The organism is Pseudomonas sp. ZY71 (assembly GCF_036542145.1).
Lineage (GTDB): Bacteria > Pseudomonadota > Gammaproteobacteria > Pseudomonadales > Pseudomonadaceae > Aquipseudomonas > Aquipseudomonas koreensis_A.
Map to the genome: position 1 here is coordinate 4,167,775 of NZ_CP144274.1, position 20,586 is coordinate 4,188,360.

The 20,586-nt window shown below is 59.5% G+C and carries 22 protein-coding genes and 1 pseudogene; 12 read left to right on the forward strand and 11 right to left on the reverse strand.

Annotated elements, in window-relative coordinates; genetic code table 11:
* Window positions 1-43 precede the first annotated feature (43 nt).
* The 6 genes and pseudogenes from ftrA to VY732_RS18435 all read left to right on the forward strand — a co-directional run bounded on the left by ftrA (window position 44) and on the right by VY732_RS18435 (window position 4,234).
* On the forward strand, window positions 44-1,018 hold the full coding sequence (ftrA, locus tag VY732_RS18410) for a transcriptional regulator FtrA (protein ID WP_331691427.1): 975 nt from the start codon (window positions 44-46) through the stop codon (window positions 1,016-1,018).
* A 439-nt stretch (window positions 1,019-1,457) separates the two neighbouring features.
* Window positions 1,458-1,838, forward strand: a complete 381-nt coding sequence (locus tag VY732_RS18415) for a DUF6124 family protein (protein WP_331691428.1) — start codon at window positions 1,458-1,460, stop codon at window positions 1,836-1,838.
* Window positions 1,839-1,840: 2 nt separating this feature from the next.
* Window positions 1,841-2,110, forward strand: coding sequence for a hypothetical protein (locus tag VY732_RS18420; protein ID WP_116030089.1), 270 nt, complete (start codon window positions 1,841-1,843; stop codon window positions 2,108-2,110).
* A 306-nt stretch (window positions 2,111-2,416) separates the two neighbouring features.
* Window positions 2,417-3,636 (forward strand): annotated as a pseudogene (locus VY732_RS18425) (colicin E3/pyocin S6 family cytotoxin).
* 14 nt (window positions 3,637-3,650) lie between these two features.
* The gene (locus VY732_RS18430) at window positions 3,651-3,890 is read left to right on the forward strand and encodes a pyocin S6 family toxin immunity protein (protein ID WP_180700142.1); all 240 of its coding nucleotides are present in this window, start codon (window positions 3,651-3,653) and stop codon (window positions 3,888-3,890) included.
* Window positions 3,891-3,898: 8 nt separating this feature from the next.
* A complete protein-coding gene (locus VY732_RS18435; RefSeq protein ID WP_331691429.1) occupies window positions 3,899-4,234 on the forward strand; it encodes a hypothetical protein in 336 nt (111 codons plus the stop codon).
* A gap of 59 nt (window positions 4,235-4,293) precedes the next feature.
* Here VY732_RS18435 and VY732_RS18440 read toward each other — a convergent pair whose 3' ends face one another.
* Complete coding sequence (locus VY732_RS18440; protein ID WP_331691430.1) at window positions 4,294-4,632, reverse strand: FKBP-type peptidyl-prolyl cis-trans isomerase; 339 nt, start codon at window positions 4,630-4,632, stop codon at window positions 4,294-4,296.
* 163 nt (window positions 4,633-4,795) lie between these two features.
* On the opposite strand from VY732_RS18440, the gene VY732_RS18445 reads away from it, so the two are divergent.
* Window positions 4,796-5,872, forward strand: coding sequence for a sensor domain-containing diguanylate cyclase (locus VY732_RS18445; protein ID WP_331691431.1), 1,077 nt, complete (start codon window positions 4,796-4,798; stop codon window positions 5,870-5,872).
* A gap of 5 nt (window positions 5,873-5,877) precedes the next feature.
* On the opposite strand, the gene VY732_RS18450 is transcribed toward VY732_RS18445, so the two are convergent.
* A complete protein-coding gene (locus VY732_RS18450) occupies window positions 5,878-6,342 on the reverse strand; it encodes a hypothetical protein (RefSeq protein ID WP_186616426.1) in 465 nt (154 codons plus the stop codon).
* A gap of 101 nt (window positions 6,343-6,443) precedes the next feature.
* Window positions 6,444-6,749: an RcnB family protein gene (locus VY732_RS18455; protein WP_123594228.1), complete on the reverse strand. Its 306-nt coding sequence runs from the start codon at window positions 6,747-6,749 to the stop codon at window positions 6,444-6,446.
* A gap of 466 nt (window positions 6,750-7,215) precedes the next feature.
* Between VY732_RS18455 and VY732_RS18460 the strand changes: the two genes are divergently transcribed.
* Together VY732_RS18460 and VY732_RS18465 are read left to right on the forward strand one after the other, a co-directional pair.
* Window positions 7,216-8,508: an MFS transporter gene (locus tag VY732_RS18460; RefSeq protein WP_077573511.1), complete on the forward strand. Its 1,293-nt coding sequence runs from the start codon at window positions 7,216-7,218 to the stop codon at window positions 8,506-8,508.
* A 12-nt stretch (window positions 8,509-8,520) separates the two neighbouring features.
* On the forward strand, window positions 8,521-9,291 hold the full coding sequence (locus VY732_RS18465) for a substrate-binding domain-containing protein (protein ID WP_016986234.1): 771 nt from the start codon (window positions 8,521-8,523) through the stop codon (window positions 9,289-9,291).
* On the opposite strand, the gene VY732_RS18470 is transcribed toward VY732_RS18465, so the two are convergent.
* The gene (locus VY732_RS18470; protein WP_331691432.1) at window positions 9,281-10,195 is read right to left on the reverse strand and encodes a LysR family transcriptional regulator; all 915 of its coding nucleotides are present in this window, start codon (window positions 10,193-10,195) and stop codon (window positions 9,281-9,283) included. The genes VY732_RS18465 and VY732_RS18470 overlap by 11 nt on opposite strands.
* 250 nt (window positions 10,196-10,445) lie before the next feature.
* Here VY732_RS18470 and VY732_RS18475 point away from each other — a divergent pair, with 250 nt between their 5' ends.
* Window positions 10,446-12,254 (forward strand): monovalent cation:proton antiporter-2 (CPA2) family protein, encoded by a 1,809-nt coding sequence (locus tag VY732_RS18475; RefSeq protein WP_095118284.1) that lies wholly within the window; start codon window positions 10,446-10,448, stop codon window positions 12,252-12,254.
* A gap of 115 nt (window positions 12,255-12,369) precedes the next feature.
* On the opposite strand, the gene hcnC is transcribed toward VY732_RS18475, so the two are convergent.
* From hcnC to VY732_RS18505, 6 genes are all read right to left on the reverse strand, one after another.
* Window positions 12,370-13,629 (reverse strand): cyanide-forming glycine dehydrogenase subunit HcnC, encoded by a 1,260-nt coding sequence (gene hcnC / locus VY732_RS18480; protein ID WP_077573519.1) that lies wholly within the window; start codon window positions 13,627-13,629, stop codon window positions 12,370-12,372.
* Complete coding sequence (gene hcnB, locus VY732_RS18485; protein ID WP_137216424.1) at window positions 13,622-15,031, reverse strand: cyanide-forming glycine dehydrogenase subunit HcnB; 1,410 nt, start codon at window positions 15,029-15,031, stop codon at window positions 13,622-13,624. The genes hcnC and hcnB overlap by 8 nt, the downstream gene beginning before the upstream one ends.
* Window positions 15,028-15,345 carry a cyanide-forming glycine dehydrogenase subunit HcnA gene (hcnA, locus tag VY732_RS18490; protein ID WP_242209649.1) on the reverse strand — a complete coding sequence of 106 codons (318 nt, stop codon included), beginning with the start codon at window positions 15,343-15,345 and terminating at the stop codon, window positions 15,028-15,030. The genes hcnB and hcnA overlap by 4 nt, the downstream gene beginning before the upstream one ends.
* A gap of 240 nt (window positions 15,346-15,585) precedes the next feature.
* Complete coding sequence (locus tag VY732_RS18495) at window positions 15,586-16,125, reverse strand: hypothetical protein (RefSeq protein ID WP_116030229.1); 540 nt, start codon at window positions 16,123-16,125, stop codon at window positions 15,586-15,588.
* Between the two features lie 226 nt (window positions 16,126-16,351).
* The gene (locus VY732_RS18500; protein WP_077573525.1) at window positions 16,352-17,281 is read right to left on the reverse strand and encodes a hypothetical protein; all 930 of its coding nucleotides are present in this window, start codon (window positions 17,279-17,281) and stop codon (window positions 16,352-16,354) included.
* 192 nt (window positions 17,282-17,473) lie between these two features.
* The gene (locus VY732_RS18505; RefSeq protein WP_177412569.1) at window positions 17,474-17,782 is read right to left on the reverse strand and encodes a hypothetical protein; all 309 of its coding nucleotides are present in this window, start codon (window positions 17,780-17,782) and stop codon (window positions 17,474-17,476) included.
* A gap of 193 nt (window positions 17,783-17,975) precedes the next feature.
* On the opposite strand from VY732_RS18505, the gene VY732_RS18510 reads away from it, so the two are divergent.
* Both VY732_RS18510 and VY732_RS18515 read left to right on the forward strand, forming a co-directional pair.
* Window positions 17,976-18,659, forward strand: coding sequence for a response regulator transcription factor (locus tag VY732_RS18510; protein ID WP_016986226.1), 684 nt, complete (start codon window positions 17,976-17,978; stop codon window positions 18,657-18,659).
* Window positions 18,637-20,031 (forward strand): sensor histidine kinase, encoded by a 1,395-nt coding sequence (locus VY732_RS18515; protein ID WP_331691433.1) that lies wholly within the window; start codon window positions 18,637-18,639, stop codon window positions 20,029-20,031. The genes VY732_RS18510 and VY732_RS18515 overlap by 23 nt, the downstream gene beginning before the upstream one ends.
* A gap of 132 nt (window positions 20,032-20,163) precedes the next feature.
* Here the strand turns inward: VY732_RS18515 and VY732_RS18520 are convergent, their stop codons facing one another.
* The gene (locus tag VY732_RS18520) at window positions 20,164-20,574 is read right to left on the reverse strand and encodes an SRPBCC family protein (RefSeq protein ID WP_331691434.1); all 411 of its coding nucleotides are present in this window, start codon (window positions 20,572-20,574) and stop codon (window positions 20,164-20,166) included.
* Window positions 20,575-20,586: the final 12 nt, after the last annotated feature.

Here is a 20,586-nt window from a genome sequence, read left to right on the forward strand (position 1 = left end):
ACTACAGTGGCGCACAAGACACTCACCGGGAATTTTCCGCCAAATGCCGACATCACCAGGTCTGGTCGCAATTCTGGCCTACGACGGCCTCTGCACATTCGAGTTCGGCATCGCCGTGGAGGTCTTCGGCCTGACCCGGCCGGAGTTCGATTTCCCGTGGTACTCCCACGCCATCGCGGCGGTCGATCAAGGCCCGATGCGTGCCTTGGGCGGCATTCAGGTGCTGGCCGATGGCGGTCTGGAATTATTGGCCGAGGCGCGCACCATCATCATTCCCGGCTGGCGCGACCGCAACGCGCCGGTGCCTCCAGCATTGATCGACGCGTTGCGTCAGGCCCATGCCCGAGGTGCGCGGTTGCTGTCGATCTGCTCGGGCGTGTTTGTGCTGGCGGCCACCGGCCTGCTCGACGGCCACGGCGCCACCACCCATTGGCGTTACACGGCGGAACTGGCGCAGCGCTTCCCGGCGATTGCCGTCGATGCCGATGTGCTTTACGTCGACTCCGGGCAGTTGATCACCTCGGCCGGCAGCGCCGCCGGAATCGATGCCTGCCTGCATCTGGTGGCGCGGGACTTCGGCACGCAAGTCGCCAACTCGGTAGCGCGGCGACTGGTGATGTCGCCGCAGCGTACTGGCGGCCAGGCGCAGTTCATTCCGACCCCGGTCAGCCCGACGCCGCGCAACGATCTGTCACGGGTGATGCAGTGGGCGCGCGAGCGTTTGCATGAACCGCTGGAGGTGCGTGATCTGGCCAGTGAAGCGGCGATGAGTGAGCGCACGTTTCTGCGGCGTTTTACCGAGGCCAGTGGGCAGTCGCCGAAGGCGTGGTTGCAGCATGAACGGTTGGCGCGGGCGCGGGAGTTGCTGGAGAGCACGCCGCATAACACCGAGCAGATTGCCGAGCGTTGCGGTTATCGGTCGGTGGAGAGTTTTCGTGTGGCGTTTCGTGGGGTGGTGGGGGTGCCGCCGTCGGTGTATCGGGAGCGGTTTGGGCGGGGCGTGAGGGTTGAATCCTGAAGTGATTTTGAAGGCGCCTTCGCGAGCAAGCTCGCTCCCACAGTTTGGAATGCGTTCCCCCTGTGGGAGCGAGCCTGCTCGCGAAGGCGCCCAGTCAAACGCAGCATCATTTAGACATCAGCCATGAGGCTACAGCGCCTTGCGCCTTTGCCTACAACTACGCCAGAATCCGCCGGCTTGTGCGGCTTGGAGGTCACCGGTAACTTGGTTCGCGTCACTGAATGTTCAGTGATCGGGTTTAGTCGCTCGGTGGTTTTTTGGCAGCATACAGTCCGTTCAGTCAGGCATTCTCGCGCCTGAGCTTAATGGTAGCTGTGCGCAGGGCGCCTTCGGGTGCGCCGGGACTGCTTAGAACCACCGGTCGACTAACCTGCGCATAGCTGCCACCCATTTGTTTAGTCGCAATGAACGTGTCGGCCTCATTAAAAGGTTCTAAGAAATGTTCAAAATAACGCCGAATCCGCCCGAAACAGAAGCGGAAATAGATCCAAATCCAACGTCCCCCTATTCCGAACCGGGCTCCAGAAAACTCCACGAAGCCGCCGAACGCGCCCTCGACCACTACCTGAAACCCACACCGCCTTCACCACCGCGCAGACCCAGCACCATGTTCCTCGTCGACCCGAACACCGGCGCCGAAGACCTCATGGCCCACGCCTGCGAATCCATGGCTTCGGCCAGCGTCATGCTCAGCGACTTCGCCGCCCTGCTCGACTCGCCCTACCGCAACACCGTGCTCGGCATCCAGCAAGTGGTCATGCTCGGCGAACTCGCGGTCAACCGCGCCCTCGACAAAATCGAACCCGCCCTGAGGCAATAAACATGTCCAACAAAACCGATGCACAAGTCGTCGCGGCACTGGTGGCGATGGGTTTCAACGAGCGGGACGGACGCTGGGCGCAGAACGCCTGCCTGGTGCTCTTCGAAAGCGAACGCGAATCCATCGTCGCCTCCGCCGTCACCGTCCTTCCCCAACTCGATGAACTGGAAATCGACGCCGTGCTACCCGCACTGCGCCGCGTGACACGCCGGTTCCCCTCACTGCAAAGAACCGTGGCCGACACCCTGGCCGAAATGGCGCACGCAGCCTGATTGACCGCGTGATCGTTCTTCGCGAGCAGGCTCGCTCCCACACTAGATCTGCGGTGCACTCAAATCCCATGAGCATCCGCGATCAACTGTAGGAGTGAGCCTGCTCGCGATGGCGTTCTTTCTGCTAACAGATATCTGAAAACCAGACCATAGGAAGGCCCGAGCGAGTTGGCGTACCTGCCGATGTACCCATCCTGATTTTTTACACTTGTAACAACTGTCGCAATTTCAGACCCGTCCTACATCCATCAAACGTCCATTCATTTAGCGTCCGCATCGTTTTCTGACGATAGAACAAGGACGCTCATGGTGCGTAAGACAGACAGACCTCGAGTTCAAAATCCACCGGCCGGTGACGGACACTACATCACTAGCCGCTACATGACCGACAGCGAGTTGGCAGAGCGGGAAGCTAGCCAAACCGCCTATGACGACATGCTTGCCAGACAGCAAGCCTACGAAATAGCCTAATCAAAAAGCCACAACAGCCTATCCCCGATGCAAAAGGTTGCGTGTTCGCTAAAAGCTGCCAGCTTCCGGATGGTGTAATCAACCATGTCAGTAGTACCGGATTTATTCCGGTCGAGAAGTTGGCTGATTTTGGAGAGTTGTCTTTGTTGGGCGGCCGCGAGCGAGACACTGCTGGGAACATTCCGCTAAAAAAAGTAGGAGGCCGTAATTTTCCTGCTGAGGCAGGAACGCTTCTATTAGCTACGACTACCACTGCAAGCCCAGGCGCAAGTGCGGTGAGTGGTGCAAGTGCAGTGACGGGAGGTGTTGTCGCTGGTGCATTGCTCGGCATTGTTGCTCTGCTTTGGCCTTCGAGTTTGGGCGACAGCTCGCTATACACAGAAGAACAACTTAAATCGCTTGAGAAAGGTCGCACTCGTGTCCGATTGCGTTTAGAACAACAAGCCGACGGCACCTTGAAAGGATATGGGTACAACACCCAGACGCGCAGCGATTGGGAGATGATTCCTGTCGTACGGTTCGTGAAGCAAGGCACCCAGCAAGTCGCAGATTTCGGTAATGGCGCAAAATTGATCTGGACACCCGCCGTAGACCCCACCAAGACAAGGGTAATTCCACCGCTGGAAGGCGCACCGCAAATACCCCAGATCTGGATTTACCCGCCGACTGAGCAAGCAGACAAGATCATCGTTAATCCGGTTTACCCGCCTGAATACCACGATTTCATCCTGGTTTTTCCGGCTGACTCCGGGGTGTCGCCCCTGTATGTTGTGATTTCAAGGCGCGCTCTCGGCGGCGATATCAAGTACCACAGACCTCCCGCAACACTTCCCGCATTCCCGGATGCTTTTCCTGTCAAATCCAAAAGCAGTGTTCAAGGTGGAGGCGGTAGACGCAGCCGATGGAAGGATAGAAAAGGCCGGATCTTTGAATGGGACAGTAAAACCGGTGCTATCGAGCTTTATAACAAGCAAGGCAAGCATCTTGGCGAGTTTAACCACGAGACCGGGGAACAAATCGATCCCGCAGACCCCGAAAGATCAACCCCGAAGTAAACAGGAGGCTACAGATGTTTTTATGGATTAGCGGTTTCTTAAAGGGTGACGACGAAGACGACACCTTAAAATACCAGCTTACAGTTGGGTCGAAATTTGAACCGGCAGTTCTGGCTGCAATGGGTTGGAAAAGCCTTGACGAAAGTCCCGACGGCGAGTGGCTGCTGACACTGGATCAAGCTCAAAAAATCGGCATGGCGGTTAACGAACAACTGCCAGCGGAACTCGATCTTTTTATCGGCATCAGGGGTTAACTTCGGCAATGAGCCTCATCTACCAAAACCCATCGATAAACCACGATGAGGCCGTCCGCCTACTTTCCAGCGGCATAGATGCAAACGTAATCGCCGCACTCGTATCCATTGGCCTGAATGAAACCGATAGAAAATGGGCTCAGGACATCTGCCTGAAACACCTCACCAGCAAAACCGAAGCAATTGTGGCCGCTGCGGCGACTGCACTCGGGCACATCGCTCGCCGACATGGCGAAGTGGATACAGAAACTGTTTTTTTGGCACTTGAGTCAGCTAGGCGAACGCACCCTTCACTGCAAGGAATCATCGAAGACGCGCTTGACGATATAGACGTATTCACCTGATCCACCCTGACGGTATTTGGATGAAGTAACGGACTTCATCCAAATCGACGCCCTCCACCTCAATCCTCCCGCGTCAACACTTCCAACAACTCAATCTCAAACACCAGATTCGAATTCGGCGGAATCTTGCCCATCGTCCGCTCGCCATACCCCAAATACGCCGGCACCAGCAATTTACGCTTGCCCCCCACCTGCATGCCCATCAAGCCCAGATCCCAACCCTTGATCACCCGTCCGGTGCCAATCACGCACTGAAAAGGTTTGCCACGGCTGTAGGAAGAATCGAACTCGCTGCCGTCTTCCAGCCATCCGGTGTATTGGGTGGTGATCAGCGCGCCTTTGACAGCGGCTTTGCCTTCGCCGACCTGAAGATCGATTACCTGCAGTTCATCATTCATAACATTCACTCTATTGTTCAGCCGGCCGCCGTTTTCCCAGAAATGCCGGTGATTGGCAACCTGCCAGCGCAGATCAACGTGGTATCGGAACTGAGTATTGAAGCATTAACATAGCCAACCGCCACTACCCCACGGATCGACCCGCCATGCTGGCAGCGCCCGAATGACTCTGTTCTGGATCAGCCTTGCCGTCGGCGCGATCATGCTCGCCATTATCGCTCTGCTGCTGTGGCGCGAACGCGGTTTGCGCAGGCAGCTCGCGCAATACCGGGATCTGCTGAGACGGGCCGCCGATGGCCAACACATTCAGCAGGACGGCGACGTCGAGCGCTTCAAGCGCAGCCAGTACTTTGCGCGCATCGGTACGTGGGACTGGGAAGTCGACACGGATCGGCTGTACTGGTCGGATGCGATTTACGGCATGTTCGGTTTCAAGATCGGCGAGATCACACCGTCCTATGCGCTGTTCTGTTCCTGCGTCCATCCGGACGACCGCACCAAGGTGCGCGAAGGCGAACTGCGCTGTCTGGAGACTGGCGAAAACCACGATGAGGAATACCGCGTGGTCTGGCCCGACGGCACGATTCGCTGGCTACGGGAAACCGGCAACGTGGTGCGCAACGACCACGACGCGGTGGTGAAAATGATGGGTGTGGTGCGCGACATCACCGAAGAAAAAGCCTCGGCCAGCTACCTGCAACACCTCGCTCACTTCGATCCGCTGACCGGCCTGCCCAATCGCCTGGTGCTGGAACAACGCTTGTCCGAAGCGCTGGATCAAGCTCGCCAGACCGAGACTCGTGTCGCACTGGTGTTCGTCGACCTCAACGGTTTCAAAACCATCAACGACCGCTACGGCCATGCCGCCGGCGACCGGGTGCTGATCACCACGGCAACACGGTTGAAACGCATTCTGCGCGCCACCGATACCGTTGCGCGCATCGGCGGCGATGAGTTCGTGGTGATCCTGCAAGACCTGGCGCCGAGCCTGAGTCTGCAGGACGAAGCCCGCAGCATCTGCCAGAAAATTTTCATCGAACTGTCGCCCCCGATCAGCATCGGCAACGACCAGCGCCACATCGGCACCAGCCTTGGCGTGGCGGTGTTTCCGGACCATGCGACGGCGATGGATCGCTTGCTGCACATTGCCGATCTGGCGATGTATGAGGCCAAGCGCAGTGGCAATAATCAGTATCGGCTGGGGGGTGGGCAGGTGATGAATCAGGTTCGGGTCGAGTAGCTCGATCAGTCCGCAGGCAGGCCAAACGGAACCCCATTGAAGGTATGCGTGCAGCAACGGCAATGAGGTTTCATATCCTCGGCAGTCAACTGCGGGTTGACGATTTGCAGCTGCTTTTGCTCATCGACGAACAGGCCGTTGAAGTAGGCCGACTCGCCCAGTCGCACAATGTCCTCGCGATCCTCTTCATGGATGGCAACCATCCAGAACACCGGCTCTGGCCGATCAAGGCGAGATACCGCTTCGCTGAAAATCTCATCCCAATGACCGCCGACGCGGGATAACAGAAAACGAAACAACGGCGTGTAGTCGTAGCCGTGGTGTTTGATGCCATGCATCGAGCCGCGCGTGGCCTCGCTGCGGCTTTGCGCTTTGGTGTTTCGTTGATCGCGGTAGTGCCCGCCTGGGTTGTTGCGCCAGACATTGTGGGCGGTGGTGTTTTCTTTGCGATACAGCGGTTTCTTTTCCAACGTATTGCTCCTGACTTCCCTACACTCGAAACGCCCCACGGGTTTTACCCGAACGGCGCTCGATTGCAATCAACCGTCCATGGCTGATTATTGCCGGAGGTTTAACGCGGGACCGGTTTCATCTCGACAATGGTGCCGTTGGTGATCATCACCATGACGTACTGATCATTGATCTGTACCCACTGCGCCTGCTCAACAGGTTTTTTCAGGCCCTTGGTTTTCCAGTCGATGGCTTTTTCACTGCGCTGATAAATATCCGGGGCGCGGTCGTTGACCTTCAGTTCGCGGTCGCTGACCGGGGATTGCACGGTCTGTTCATTTGAGGTTTGCGCCGCTTGAACAAGTGGGCTGATCCCGGCAATGCCGGCGACGAGGGCTAGGCTGGCGATTAGGGTTTTGCTGTTCATCGGTGAACCTCCTGAATTGGGTAGTACCTCAACTCCGACTGCGTGGGGCGGGAATCATTCCTTTTTTTGCCGGGGGTGGGCGCTAGAGGTCATTGGAATGTGGTGTCCTGGAGACAAAAGCAAAATCAAGAGCCCCTCACCCTAGCCCTCTCCCGGAGGGAGAGGGGACTGACCAAGGTGTTTGGCCCAAGTGTGCCGACGTGCGATACCGAGTCGAATGCAAGTTTCAAAACCAACCGAAATCGGCTCCCTCTCCCCCGGGAGAGGGCTGGGGTGGCGAAACCATAAACAGCCGTTACAGCAGCAATGGATTTGTACCCAAAAAACCCATTGATCCACTTTGCACATCAATCCATGCCAACAATGCAATTAACATCCGGTTACACCTGCGCCACCATCCGCCTCAATAAAAACCGTGCGCCGCCCTCCCGTCGCGCACGTCATAAAAGCGGTGGAGTACTTTTCTATGACAGCCTCAATCCCACACAACGGCTCGCGGGCCGGCGCCATTTTCCGGGTGACCTCGGGCAACTTCCTCGAACAGTTCGATTTCTTTCTGTTCGGCTTCTACGCGACGCAGATCGCGGCGGTGTTCTTCCCGGCGAGCAGTGAGTTCGCCTCCCTGATGATGACCTTTGCGGTGTTCGGCGCAGGCTTCTTGATGCGTCCGCTGGGCGCCATTGTGCTCGGTGCGTACATCGATGATGTCGGCCGGCGTAAAGGTTTGATCGTCACGCTGTCGATCATGGCCAGCGGCACGATCTTGATTGTGCTGGTGCCCGGTTACGAAAGTATCGGCCTGTTTGCGCCAGCGCTGGTATTGATCGGACGCTTGCTGCAAGGGTTCTCGGCCGGTGCGGAATTGGGCGGAGTGTCGGTGTATCTCGCCGAGATCGCCACGCCGGGTCGCAAAGGTTTCTTCACCGCTTGGCAGTCGGCCAGTCAGCAAGTGGCAATCATTGTCGCCGCCGCGTTGGGCTACGCCTTGAACGCGTGGATGGCGCCGGAGGTGGTGGCCGATTGGGGCTGGCGGATTCCGTTTTTCGTCGGTTGCATGATCGTGCCGTTCATCTTTTTCCTGCGCCGTAACCTGGCGGAGACCGAAGAGTTCGCCGCCCGCAAACACCGCCCGAGCATGGGCGAAGTGTTCCGCACCCTCGGCCAGAACTGGGGCGTGGTACTTGGCGGCATGTTGATGGTCGCGCTGACCACCACCGCGTTTTACCTGATCACCGTGTACGCGCCGACCTTCGGTAAAACCGTGCTGCATCTGAGTACTTCAGACGCGCTGTTGGTGACCTTGCTGGTCGGGGTGTCGAACTTCTTCTGGCTGCCGATTGGCGGCCTGTTGTCCGACCGTATCGGGCGTCGTCCGGTGCTGATCGCCATGTCGCTGCTGGCCCTGGCAACGACCTATCCGGCGCTGTCGTATCTGGTGCAGGCGCCGAGCTTCAGCCACATGTTGCTGTCGCTGTTGTGGCTGTCGTTTATCTACGGCTTGTACAACGGCGCGATGATTCCGGCGCTGACCGAGATCATGCCGGTCGAGGTGCGCGTTGCCGGTTTCTCCCTCGCCTACAGCCTGGCCACCGCCATTTTCGGCGGTTTCACCCCGGCGATGTCGACCTTCCTGATTCAGTACACCGGCGATAAAGCCGCGCCGGGTTACTGGATGAGCATCGGTGCGCTGTGTGCCTTGTGCGCCACTCTTTATCTGTACCGCCGTGCCGGTGGTCGTCTGCAACCTGTCGCGGCCTGAGGAAAACTCGCCATGAAAAAACTGTTTACTGTCACCGCCCTGCTCGCCGGTCTCGCGTTCAACCTCGCGGCCCAGGCCGAAGAATTGAGCGTGATGACCTCCGGCGGTTTCACCGCTGCCTACAAGATTCTCGGGCCGAAATTCGCTGCCACCAGCGGCAATACACTGACCACCAGCCTCGGCCCGTCGATGGGCAAAGCCCCCGAGGCGATCCCCAATCGCCTCGCGCGCGGTGAGCACGCCGACGTGGTGATCATGGTCGGCTACGCCCTCGATGACCTGATCAAGCAAGGCAAAGTCGACCCGGCCTCGCGCGTTGAGCTGGCGGATTCGCGGATCGGCCTGGTGGTGCGCGAAGGCGCGCCGAAACCGGACATCAGCAGCGTCGACGCCTTGAAGAAAACCCTGCTCGACGCGCAGTCGGTGGCCTACTCCGACAGCGCCAGCGGCGTCTACATCGAGCAGCAGTTGTTCAAGAAACTGGGCATTGAAGATCAGTTGAAGCCGAAGGCCAAAATGATTGCGAAAATCCCGGTCGGCTCGGTGGTTGCCACTGGCGACTATCAATTGGGCTTCCAGCAGGTCAGCGAATTGCTGCCGGTGCCGGGCGTGAGCTTCGTCGCGAAAATTCCGGAATCAGTGCAGTCGGTAACGCGTTTTGCCGCCGGGATTCCGGTCGGCGCACAGCATCCTGAAGAAGCCAAAGCGCTGCTCGCTTACCTCGCCGCGCCGGCCGCGCAAGCTGATGTGCAGGCCACCGGACTGGATTCGGTCAAGCGCTGATCGTTGGCGGCTGGACTTTCATTTCTATCACCAGCCGCTCCAGTTCCAGTGCCGCCGGGGTCAGCGTGCGACCCCGGCGCTTGATGATGCCGACACTGCGCATCACCTGCGGATCGGTCAGTGGCACCCGCGTCAGGATCGGATGGTCCGGCCCGGGCATCGCCATCAGCGGCACAGCCGCCACGCCCAACCCCGCCTCCACCAGACCGATCATCGTCGTCACATGCCGGGTTTCGCAGATGCTCGAACGCTGCGGCACCACCGTGCTCAACGCCTGATCGAGCAGAAAGCGGTTGCCGGAGGTCTTGTCCAGCGAGATGTAATCCTGCTGATAGAACTCGTCCCAGCTCACACTGCTGCGCCCGGCCAACGGATGATCGCGGCGACAAGCGACGACGTAGCACTCCTGCACAAGCGGTTCGAACTCGACTTTGGCATCCTGCGTGCCGAGAAAACTCAAACCGAAATCCGCCTCGCCATTGACCACCGCACTCAAGACATCGTGCGCGCTGGAGTCGAGCACTTTGACTTTGATCCGCGGGAATTGCTGGTGATAGCGCGCGACCACGCGGGGCATGAAGTAGTACGCCGCCGAAGGCACGCAGGCGACGGTGACATGGCCCAGACGGGTCGAAGCGACTTCGCTGATGCCCAGCAACGCGACATCCAGATCATCGAGCAAACGCTCGACGCTGGGCATGAAACCGCGCCCGGCCTGGGTCAAGCTGACCTTGCGTGTGGTGCGCTCGAAGAGTTTGACGCCGAGGGCGTCTTCGAGCTTCTCGATGCGCCGGCTCAACGCCGGTTGCGACAGGCGCACAGTGTCGGCGGCCTTGCGGAAACTGCCCTGCTCGACCACGGCGCGGAAGGCTTGCAGGTCGTTGAGGTCGAAGTTGATGGCCATGGCGGGACTCGGGAGATTGATACGCAGAGGTTATGAATGTAACCAATTGATGCCAGATATTACAGGAACGATGAAAATCTCCTGTAGGAGTGAGCCTGCTCGCGATAGCGGTGAATCAGTCAACTCATGTGTAGCTGACACACCGTTATCGCGAGCAGGCTCACTCCTACAGGGATCTTCTGTGGATCTTGAATCGATTCAGCCCTTATCCTTGTCACCCCCGCCGTACCGTTGTCAGGAGTAACCCCCCATGCCCCATGAAGGCAATCTGTTGCAAGCCGCCGTCGTCTTTCTGTTCGCGGCCGTGCTCACCGTGCCTTTGGCCAAACGTCTGCAATTGGGCGCCGTGCTCGGTTATCTGTTTGCCGGCGTGATTATCGGCCCGTCGGTGTTGGGCCTGATCGGCAATCCGCAAAGCGTCGCGCATATTTCCGAACTGGGTGTGGTGTTGCTGCTGTTCATCATTGGTCTTGAGCTGTCGCCGCGACGCTTGTGGGTGATGCGCAAATCGGTGTTCGGCGTTGGTCTGGCGCAAGTGCTGTTGACGGCTTCGGTGATCGGCGTGCTGGCCTTGTCGGTATTTGGCCAGCCATTGAACAGCGCGATTGTGTTGGGTCTCGGTCTGGCCCTGTCCTCCACAGCATTCGGTCTGCAAAGTCTGGCCGAGCGTAAGGAACTGACCAGCCCCCACGGGCGTCTGGCGTTTGCGATTCTATTGTTCCAGGACATCGCCGCGATTCCGTTGATCGCGCTGGTGCCAATGCTTGCTGGTGGTGCTCAGGACACCAGCAATGCCGAGGGTCTGAATCACGCCTTGCAGGTGCTCGGCGGTATCGCTGTGGTCGTGGTCGGTGGGCGTTATCTGTTGCGGCCAGTGTTCCGCGTGGTGGCGAAAACCGGTTTGCCGGAAGTGTCGACGGCCACGGCGTTGCTGGTGGTGATCGGCACCGCGTGGTTGATGGATCTGGTCGGTGTGTCGATGGCGCTGGGGGCGTTTCTTGCCGGTTTGCTGTTGGCGGATTCGGAATATCGCCATGAGCTGGAAGCGCAGATCGAGCCGTTCAAAGGGTTGCTGCTCGGGCTGTTTTTCATCAGCGTCGGCATGGGTGCCAACCTCAGCTTGCTGCTCAGCGCGCCGATCACCGTGTTGGGACTGACGCTGCTGTTGATCGGCCTGAAACTGCCGCTGCTGTTCGTCGTCGGGCGTCTGGCCGGTGGCTTGAACAAGGTCAGCGCGATTCGCCTCGGTATCGTCTTGGCGGCGGGTGGTGAATTCGCCTTTGTGGTGTTCAAAATCGGTCGTGATCAGGGCCTGTTCGAGCCGCGCTTGTATGACTTGCTGGTGCTGACCATCACCCTGTCGATGGCGGTGACGCCGTTGTTGCTGTTGCTCTGCGCGCGGCTGGTCAGCCCGAAAGTGCAGCCGGTGGAAGTGCCGGAGAAATATCGTGAAATCGACACTGACACGCCGCGTGTGGTGATCGCCGGCATGGGCCGAATGGGCCAGATCGTCGCGCGGATTCTGCGTGCGCAGAACATCAAATTCGTCGCACTGGACACCTCGGTGGAAACCATCGAACTGTCGCGCAGTTTTGGCGGTGTGCCGGTGTTTTATGGTGATCCGATGCGCCCGGAAATTCTTAACGCGGCCAAGGTCGGCGAGGCGGAGTATTTCGTGATTGCCACCGATGATCCGGAGACCAACATCAAGACCGCTGAGGTGGTGCGCAAGCTGTATCCGCACATGAAGATCATCGCCCGGGCGCGTAACCGTCAGCACGTGCACCGTTTGGTCGATGTTGGTGCGGAGGCGATTCGTGAGACTTATTACTCAAGTCTGGAGATGAGCCGGCGCACCTTGGTCGGCCTCGGTTTGACCCAAGCCCAGGCCGATGCGCGGATCAAGCGCTTCAAGCATCACGACGAACAGGTGCTGGAGGCGCAACACGCGATTTACGACGACGCGGCGAAAGTCCTGCAAACCGCCCAGGAAGCCCGGGCGGAACTGGCGCGGTTGTTTGAATCGGATCAGCTCGAAGAAGAATCGCGCAAATCCTGAGCCACACACAAAACCTGTAGGAGTGAGCCTGCTCGCGATGGCGGTGTGTCAGTCGACTTATTCATTACTGACAGATTGCTATCGCGAGCAGGCTCACTCCTACAGGGGATCGGTGTCAGGCCAGTTCCAGCTCCAGCGCTTGTTTGACCGGGGCCACCTCAAACCGATCCGCTAGAAACGGCGTGATGTCCAGCGGCAGCGGTTCGTCGTTGACCAGTTTGTCCAGCAGCACGCCAGTAATCGCCGAGGTCAGAATGCCGGTGCGGAAGTGGCCGCAGGCATTCAAATACCCTTCCACCCCACGCATCGGCCCGAGAATCGGCAACTCATCCGGTGAGCCCGGACGCAAGCCCGCCCACGTGCGTTTCAGATTGACGTCCTTGAGTTCCGGCAGACACCGCACCGCACCCTGCACCAGCCCGGCGATTTCCGGGTAGGTGGTGGTGACGTCGAAGCCTTTGTCTTCGGTGGTGCTGCCGATCAGGATCTCGCCATTGTCCTTCTGCGCCACGTAACAGTCGCTGGTGGTCAGGCAGCCGTTGAGGATTTTCGGCATGCGCTCGGTCAGCAGAATCTGGCCCTTCACCGGCTTCACCGGAATGCGAATGCCCGTCGCCCATTCACTCAAATCCGCCGCCCAGGCACCGCCGGCGTTGATCAGCGTCTTGCAGTGGAACACGCCCTCCTCGGCCGTCTGCACCCCGGTGACGCGGCTGCCGTGATGCAACACGCCGGTGACGTTGGTGTTGACGAAAATATCGACGCCGTTCTGTCGCGCGCCTTCCATGTAGGCGTCGGCGAGGCGGAACGGGCTGACCTGATGGTCGCAGAGAAACTCCAGCGCCCCGCGTGCTTCATGGCTGACGCTCGGCTCCGACTCGCGCAGCGCCGCCTGATCGAGCCAGCGCACCTGGTCGGCCAGATGCGGAATGCAGCCGACGATGTGCTCGGCGTAGAGCCGGTCTTCGTCGTCGTAGATAACGAATTTCAGCCCGGTCTTTTCGAACTTGAAATCCATGCCGTGATTGTCTTTCAGCTCTCGGTGCAACGCCGGGTACAGCGCGTTGGACTGCAGGGCAAAATCGAAAAACGACTCCGGCAGGATATGCGGCGTGCTCGCGTCCACCGCCACCGCCGCGCCCTGGGTTTCGCGCTTGCGGTTGGCCGACATCATGCGGAAGAAAATCACCCCGCAGCCGAGGCCGACCGACTCACCGATCGCCCACAAGCCACCGGCCGAAGCGCGCGTCGCGTTGCCCGGGCGTTTGGCATCGATCAGCGCGACCTTGAGGTTTTTGCGTTTGGACAATTGATAGGCGCAGGACGCCCCGATCACGCCACCACCGGCGATAACCACGTCATAGAACTTACTCATGGGCAGCGGCCTCCGTGCCGACAGAATGGAACGCGGAAAAAGGAATCGGATCGATCGGGAATCGCGGGCGCAGCCAACCGACGTCCTTGCGTCCGGTCGCTTGACGCAGGCGGTCGCTGCAGTAGCCGACGCACATCCGTCCCTGGCAATCGCCCATGCTCACGCGGGTGCGCATTTTCAGGCTGGCGATGTCTTGCACACCCTGCTCCAGCGCCAGGTCGATGTCAGCGCGGGTGGCGTGCTCGCAACGGCAGATCACCGTGTCAGCGGCCGGCAATGCGGTCTGGCCGACGCCGCGTTCGGTGTAGCGATCCACCGCCGCGCGGAAACGCACGATGGCTTTGAGTTTGCTCAAGTAGCGGTCGCGGCGCACGCGGGCCAATTCCTCTTCGAGCACACCGCGTTGCAGGAGAATCGAGGTTGCGGCGATCTTGCCGGCGAGCATCGCCGCCTCACCGCCGCGAATCCCGCCCATGTCGCCGGCCAGATGCACGTGAGGTTCATTGCTTTGCTGCCAGACGTTCGCGTTGGCACGCAGATAACCGTCGTCACTGAAGCCGTGGTCCAGGCCCATCTGCTGGCTCAGTTGCGTGCGCGGAATAAAACCGTAACCGACCGCCAGAGTCTTGGCTTCGAAACGCTCGACGCGGCTCATGTCCGGTTCCCAGGTGGCCGAGTACGGCGCGACGCTGACGCTCTTCAGTTCGCCCTCGCCGTGGGCCTCGACCACGCCCCAACCGTAGTTCATCGGGATGCCGTGCAGTTTCAAGTAGGCGAGCATGCTCAATCCGTCGAGGAACAGCTGCGGTTTGTTCAGCAGCGCCAGACTTTCACGGGCAATCTTGCCGAACGCGCAAGCCTCATACACGCCCGCGACGCTGACACCCGAAGCGTGCAACTGCGTCGCCACCAGCGGCAGCAACGGCCCGGTGCCGGCGATGATTACCGGCCCTTGCGGCTTGACCACACCGCTTTTGATTTGCAATTGCAGACCGCCAAGCATGATCACCCCCGGCAAGGTCCAGCCCGGAAACGGCACGCTGCGTTCATGGCAACCGGCAGCCAGGAGCAATTGCGGATACTCGATCTCGTGCAATTGCTCGTCGCCATCGAGCACCATCAGCGCGCGGGTGCCTTCGGCGCCGACCACGCGATGGTTGAGGCGCACGTCGATCAGCCCGGCCTGCTCCTGAAAATCACCGTGCAGTTTGCCCAGTGCTTCGGAGTAACGCGGGCCGAGATAATCCAGTTGCACGCCATCTCGCAGCGGCCCGCGATAGACCACGCCGCCCAGCCGCGAAGCTTCTTCGAGCAAGGTGCAGCGCACACCGTGGCGCGCCAGTTCGATGGCTGCCGCCATCCCCGCCGGGCCGCCGCCGACGATGACCGGTTGCTGGCTCATACGATCACCTCTTGCGTGGTGATGCGGTTGACCTGGGTTTCGATGTGCATGCCGTCACGCACCACGGTCTGGCAGGCACGGCGTTTGTGTCGGCCGTTGATTTTCACCAGACAGCACTGGCAAACGCCCATGCCGCAGTAGGCGCCGCTGATCTGGTTGTGATCGTTGCGCGCGATCTGACGCACGCCGAGGGACTGGATAACGCTGAGGACGGTTTCGCCGATGGCGGCGGTGACCGCTTGGCCGTTGATGTGGACGGTCATATCCGCCTGCGCCAATGGCTGGATATCGAAAGTTCTTTCTTGGCAGTGCATTGCGATGTTCATCCGTGAAAGTTCGGTTGAGGTGGTGTCAGCTCCTTGCTGCACTACAGCGTGTCGACGCGTTTATTGTTGCTGTGATTGGGGCGTCGACGCGCACTTCGTCAGCGCAACAAGGTGCGCGTGAAGCACTGTAGTTCATACCTCAGCAAAGGCCGGGATCATTTACGTTAGGCGATCTCGCCGCAGTGAATATTGATCCAGGCCAGTGAAAACGATTGGATTGTCCAACGATCAGTTGGAGAAGACGAACTGCCCTTTGATCTTCTTCGCGCCAATGAAACCCAGGTCCGGGAACAGCAGGGATTTGATCCACGCGGCGTAGAACACAATGGCCAGGGTGATGCCGACGGCAATCACGGTCGACAGCGGATCTTCCTCATAGCCCTTGAACAGGCGTGAAACCTGACTGATGGTGAGGAGGACGTAAACGGTGTAAGCCGCCGCCACGTTCTTGTAGAAGCCCCATGCAAACAACAACGGAATGCCACCAGCGATCAGCAGCATGGTCAGTGCCAGGCCGGCACTTGCGTCGTAGAACAGGAAGAAACCGAAGACGGCGCCGATCAATGCCTGAATGCAGGTCAACACAACCAGCAGGGTGACTTTGAGGGAATGCTTTGCTCTGAGGGCCGGATCCGGACGCCCGCCGATCCAGGCCGCCAACACGCGATCCTTGACCGCACCGCCCGACAACGCTTTGAACGTTTCGGTTTTCGAGCGCCCGGCTTCGAGCATCTCAACCAACTGGCGTTTGATTTCCTTCTTGTCCAACGTGTTCATCCTTAAAGAGAGGTAAAAGCGGCCAATCCACTTCCGGCGGCGATTCTCGCTGTTGGCCCCGCAGAAAGCAAAAAGCCGCTTCCACTCGAGGGTGGAAGCGGCCGAGGCATGGGCCTCAATCAAGCAATCAGTGCACGAACAGGGCGATCAGGATGATGATCGGGATCGGTACGCCGAGGAAAAACAGCAGTAATGAGCGCATGGTGATGCTCCTTGTTTAACGGACTGGAGTGGTCGTGGTGTAGGTGTCGACTTCTACGTACTCGACGGCATCCCGGCGACGACCGCCGTAGGTGGCCGCGAGGCTGGCGAAGAACGCACCGGCCAACAACGAGATGAACATCCACAGCGAGGTCCAGGCAGCGACTTTCGCAGCAGTGTCGGCGGCTTGTTGAGCTTTCAGCTTGGCGTCGGCCAGGGCTTTCTGAGTGCGGGCGTAGATTTCATCGACGCGGCGCTCGGCATCGGCCTGAGTCAGGTTGGTCCGTTGTGCGACCAGTTGCGCCAGGTAGGTACGGTCTTCGGCACTCAGCTGACCGTTGGCCAGGCTTTGCGCGAAGATACGCGCCACGGCGCCATGCGCGGCGTCATCGCTGACGGAGGCTGGACGGTCATCGCGGAACAGGCTATCGATGTAGTAACCGTACTGATTGCTGTCGGTATTCGCCGCAGCGGTACCGGCCGCTTGGGTCATCGCGCTGGCAGCACCGCCAGCCACGCTGGCACCGGCCTGCACACCACCACTGATGACGCTGCTGACCGAACCGACCACCAACACTGCGGTAACCAATGTAGCCACACACCAGGCAAGGAAGCCGTGCGCGGTGTCGCGGAAATACACTTCGTCACCGTGCATGTTCGCCCACTTCACCCGCAGGCGACCGGCGATGTAGCCACCCATGCCGGAAGCGATGATTTGCGTCGCCGCCAGCCAGACGATTGTCGATATGCCCAGGCCCTTGGCGCTGACGCCCTCTCCGGCCCACGGTGAAACGGCAGAGAAACCCAAACCGAATCCGAGCAGGACCAAAATCATCGACAGCGCAGCGGCAGCCGCAGCACCAGCGAAAATCGCGCCCCAGGACACGCCCGAAACGCTGCTCGACTCTTCAACGGCGGGATAAAACCCATCAGGGGATCTATTCATTGTTGTTCTGCTCCAGGCATGAAAAATGGTGTTACAACTCGTCATCAGAGGAATTGCAGCGACCGTGCCATTCGCAGAAATTAAATAAATCGTCTGTTTTCAATCACTTAGAAATAATGAACTTCCTCATTCCATGCAAATTGCAACAACAGCCGAATAACAGCGGGTTTTATGCATTGGCACAAATGCCAGTTATTTGCGTTTGTAGCTCTTGTTACCGCTGGGCGTCAGACAATACACGCCACCCCGTGGGCCGGTACAGAACGAGCCGGTGCCGCAGGCGCAGCCATCATCACTTTGCAGGAGGTTTTGCGGACGGGCCTGCTGGCGCTCGCCAAACATCGCCGCGCAGCTTTTCTTCGAGCCGCTGATGGAGCCGTCATTGCACAGGAACAGGTCGCCGTCGCAGCGATCGATCCCGCCCTTCTTCCCGGAACACGGCGTGTTGGCGGCCCATGCCGAGGCGCTGAACAGCACCAGCAACAGACTGACGGTTGGCATCCAGCCACGGCGAATCGAAAGACGCACGGCACCACTCCTGATTGAATTCATGGCCAGATGATATCAACGTTGCGGTAAATAAATCCCCAAGGCGCGCAAATGACAGCTACAACATGAAAGTTAATTTAAAGCGTCGCCGGAATTTCTTGGCAAAATGCTGCCATTCCGTTTGAACCGATCAGCAGGCCTGCCTATGACTCGTATCTTGACCATCGAAGACGACGCCGTGACAGCGCGGGAAATCGTCGCCGAACTGAGCAGCCACGGGCTGGAAGTCGACTGGGTCGACAATGGCCGCGAAGGCCTTGACCGCGCCGTGAGCGGCAACTACGACCTGATCACCCTCGACCGCATGCTGCCCGAACTTGATGGCCTGGCCATCGTCACCACCCTGCGCACCATGGGCGTGGCCACACCGATCCTGATGATCAGCGCCCTCTCCGATGTCGACGAGCGTGTGCGCGGCTTGCGCGCTGGCGGCGATGATTACCTGACCAAACCGTTCGCCACCGATGAAATGGCCGCACGGGTTGAAGTGTTGCTGCGTCGGCAGAACAGCGGCGCGACTCAAGCGACGACCCTGCAGGTAGCCGACCTCGAACTGGACCTGATCAGCCACGAAGCGCGCCGTGCCGAACAAGTGCTGACGCTGCTGCCGACCGAGTACAAGTTGCTCGAATTCCTCATGCGCAACAGCGGCCAGATCCTTTCGCGGATGATGATTTTCGAAGAGGTCTGGGGTTATCACTTCGACCCCGGCACCAACCTGATCGACGTGCACATCGGCCGTCTGCGCAAGAAGATCGACGCCGTCGGCCATGTGCCGCTGATCCGCACGGTACGGGGCTCGGGTTATGTCATTGCCGAACCCGTCTGACGGCTGGCGTTCCTCCAGCAGCCGCTTGCTGGCGCTGTACAGTTCGCTGTTCGTGGCGTGGAGCGCGATCCTCATGGGGGTCATGTATTACGAGGTTTCCGGCTACCTCGACAACCTCGCCAAACATTCGCTGATGCAACGTCAGCACCTGTTCTCGCACTTTCGCGGTGAGCAACTGGAAGACGCGCTCGCCGCCAGCATGACCTTCGATATTCGCGGCATCGACGCTTATGGCTTGTTCGATGCCGACGGCGTTTACCTCGGCGGCGCCTTGCAGCAGATTCCCGAGGGGCTGCCGCTGGACGGCAAGATCCACATGCTCGCCGACTGCGCCGACTCCGATGACCCGACCCTGCCCAATGACAGCTGCGACGCGGTCGCCACGCAAACCCGCGATGGGCGCTGGCTGGTGTTGTTGCGCGACAACGGCTCGCTGTTTGCGGTGACGCGGATCATTTTGCATGCGTTGTTCTGGGGCGTGTCGCTGACGATTCTGCCGGGCATCGCCGGGTGGCATCTGCTGCGGCGTCGGCCGCTGCGGCGGATTCGGGCGATTCAAGCCAGCGCCCAGGCGATTGTCGCCGGCGACCTGACGCACCGTTTGCCGTTGTCCAATCGCCGCGATGAACTGGACATGCTCGCCGCCATCGTCAACGCCATGCTCGAACGCATCGAGCGCTTGATGAATGAAGTCAAAGGCGTCTGCGACAACATCGCCCATGACTTGCGCACGCCACTGACGCGCCTGCGCGCGCAGTTGTATCGCATGCAGCAGCAGGCCGGCGAAGGCTCGCAGGAAGCGGCGCAACTGGATCTGGTGCTGGCCGAAGCAGACACGCTGATGGCACGGTTTCGTGGGTTGCTGCGGATTTCCGAACTGGAGGACCGCCAGCGCCGCTCTGGGTTTGTCGAGCTCGACCCGGTGCAATTGCTGGAAGAACTGCATGAGTTTTATCTGCCACTGGCCGAGGAAGGCGAGCTGCGTTTCGAACTGAACATGCCGGAGACGCTACCGCCGCTCAATGGCGACCGGGCGTTGTTGTTCGAGGCCTTGGCGAATCTGCTGAGCAACTCGATCAAGTTCACCCCGCCGGGCGGCACGGTGATGCTGCGTGGGGTCAACGCGGGTGGGCAGACGCGGATTGAAGTGCACGACTCAGGACCGGGGATTCCCGAGGCTGAGCGTGAGGCGGTATTCCAGCGCTTTTATCGCGCCGAGGGTGGGCAGCCGCAGGGTGGCTTTGGCCTCGGATTGTCGATTGTGGCGGCGATTGTCAGCTTGCATGGCTTCAGTCTTGAAGTTGGCAGCAGTGACCTGGGCGGGGCGAAACTGGTGCTCGATTGCCGGCAGAGCCTGATCGAGAATTCCTGACCTTTTATATTTGAAATGCACAACCTGTAGGAGTGAGCCTGCTCGCGATGGCGTCGTGTCAGTCGATATCTTTTTTGACTGACACACCGCGATCGCGAGCAGGCGAAGGCCTACATTGGATCGTGGTGTTGATCAGGTTGGGTAATTGGCTCGGAGTGCCTCGAGGCCACCCTGATAGATGCCGTTAAACAACGCCACCACTTCCTCATCACTCACGCCTTTGGCGTTGAAGCGCCCCGACCACGTCACCCGTGCGCCCTGCCCCTGTGCTTCAACCTTGATGGTTGCCAGATAATCCGTCGCCGGGAACGGCGCCTGTTCAATCGAATAGCTGTAGGTTTTCGCGGCGTTGTCGAACGCTTGCAGTCGCTCGACCACCACGCCGCCGTCAGCGGTTTGCAGGGTGCGCACGCGGCCGCCGTCGCTCAGCTCACTATTGGGAATAAACGGCAGCCAATCGGGCAGCGTGTTGAAGCCGCCGATCAATTGCCAGACCTGTTCGGCCGAGGCCGGGATGTCGATGGTTGCAGATGCTGTAGGCATATATACGTCTCT

Coding starts and splice junctions, on each gene's coding strand:
- VY732_RS18455 (WP_123594228.1), bottom strand. CDS start 6,749: ATGAACAGCAAAACCCTAATCGCCAGCCTAGCCCTCGTCGCCGGCATT.
- ftrA (WP_331691427.1), top strand. CDS start 44: ATGCCGACATCACCAGGTCTGGTCGCAATTCTGGCCTACGACGGCCTC.
- VY732_RS18460 (WP_077573511.1), top strand. CDS start 7,216: ATGACAGCCTCAATCCCACACAACGGCTCGCGGGCCGGCGCCATTTTC.
- VY732_RS18435 (WP_331691429.1), top strand. CDS start 3,899: ATGAGCCTCATCTACCAAAACCCATCGATAAACCACGATGAGGCCGTC.
- VY732_RS18465 (WP_016986234.1), top strand. CDS start 8,521: ATGAAAAAACTGTTTACTGTCACCGCCCTGCTCGCCGGTCTCGCGTTC.
- hcnB (WP_137216424.1), bottom strand. CDS start 15,031: ATGAGCCAGCAACCGGTCATCGTCGGCGGCGGCCCGGCGGGGATGGCG.
- VY732_RS18510 (WP_016986226.1), top strand. CDS start 17,976: ATGACTCGTATCTTGACCATCGAAGACGACGCCGTGACAGCGCGGGAA.
- VY732_RS18440 (WP_331691430.1), bottom strand. CDS start 4,632: ATGAATGATGAACTGCAGGTAATCGATCTTCAGGTCGGCGAAGGCAAA.
- VY732_RS18420 (WP_116030089.1), top strand. CDS start 1,841: ATGTCCAACAAAACCGATGCACAAGTCGTCGCGGCACTGGTGGCGATG.
- VY732_RS18515 (WP_331691433.1), top strand. CDS start 18,637: ATGTCATTGCCGAACCCGTCTGACGGCTGGCGTTCCTCCAGCAGCCGC.
- VY732_RS18470 (WP_331691432.1), bottom strand. CDS start 10,195: ATGGCCATCAACTTCGACCTCAACGACCTGCAAGCCTTCCGCGCCGTG.
- hcnA (WP_242209649.1), bottom strand. CDS start 15,345: ATGCACTGCCAAGAAAGAACTTTCGATATCCAGCCATTGGCGCAGGCG.
- VY732_RS18430 (WP_180700142.1), top strand. CDS start 3,651: ATGTTTTTATGGATTAGCGGTTTCTTAAAGGGTGACGACGAAGACGAC.
- VY732_RS18500 (WP_077573525.1), bottom strand. CDS start 17,281: ATGAATAGATCCCCTGATGGGTTTTATCCCGCCGTTGAAGAGTCGAGC.
- VY732_RS18505 (WP_177412569.1), bottom strand. CDS start 17,782: ATGCCAACCGTCAGTCTGTTGCTGGTGCTGTTCAGCGCCTCGGCATGG.
- VY732_RS18475 (WP_095118284.1), top strand. CDS start 10,446: ATGCCCCATGAAGGCAATCTGTTGCAAGCCGCCGTCGTCTTTCTGTTC.
- VY732_RS18445 (WP_331691431.1), top strand. CDS start 4,796: ATGACTCTGTTCTGGATCAGCCTTGCCGTCGGCGCGATCATGCTCGCC.
- VY732_RS18415 (WP_331691428.1), top strand. CDS start 1,458: ATGTTCAAAATAACGCCGAATCCGCCCGAAACAGAAGCGGAAATAGAT.
- VY732_RS18520 (WP_331691434.1), bottom strand. CDS start 20,574: ATGCCTACAGCATCTGCAACCATCGACATCCCGGCCTCGGCCGAACAG.
- hcnC (WP_077573519.1), bottom strand. CDS start 13,629: ATGAGTAAGTTCTATGACGTGGTTATCGCCGGTGGTGGCGTGATCGGG.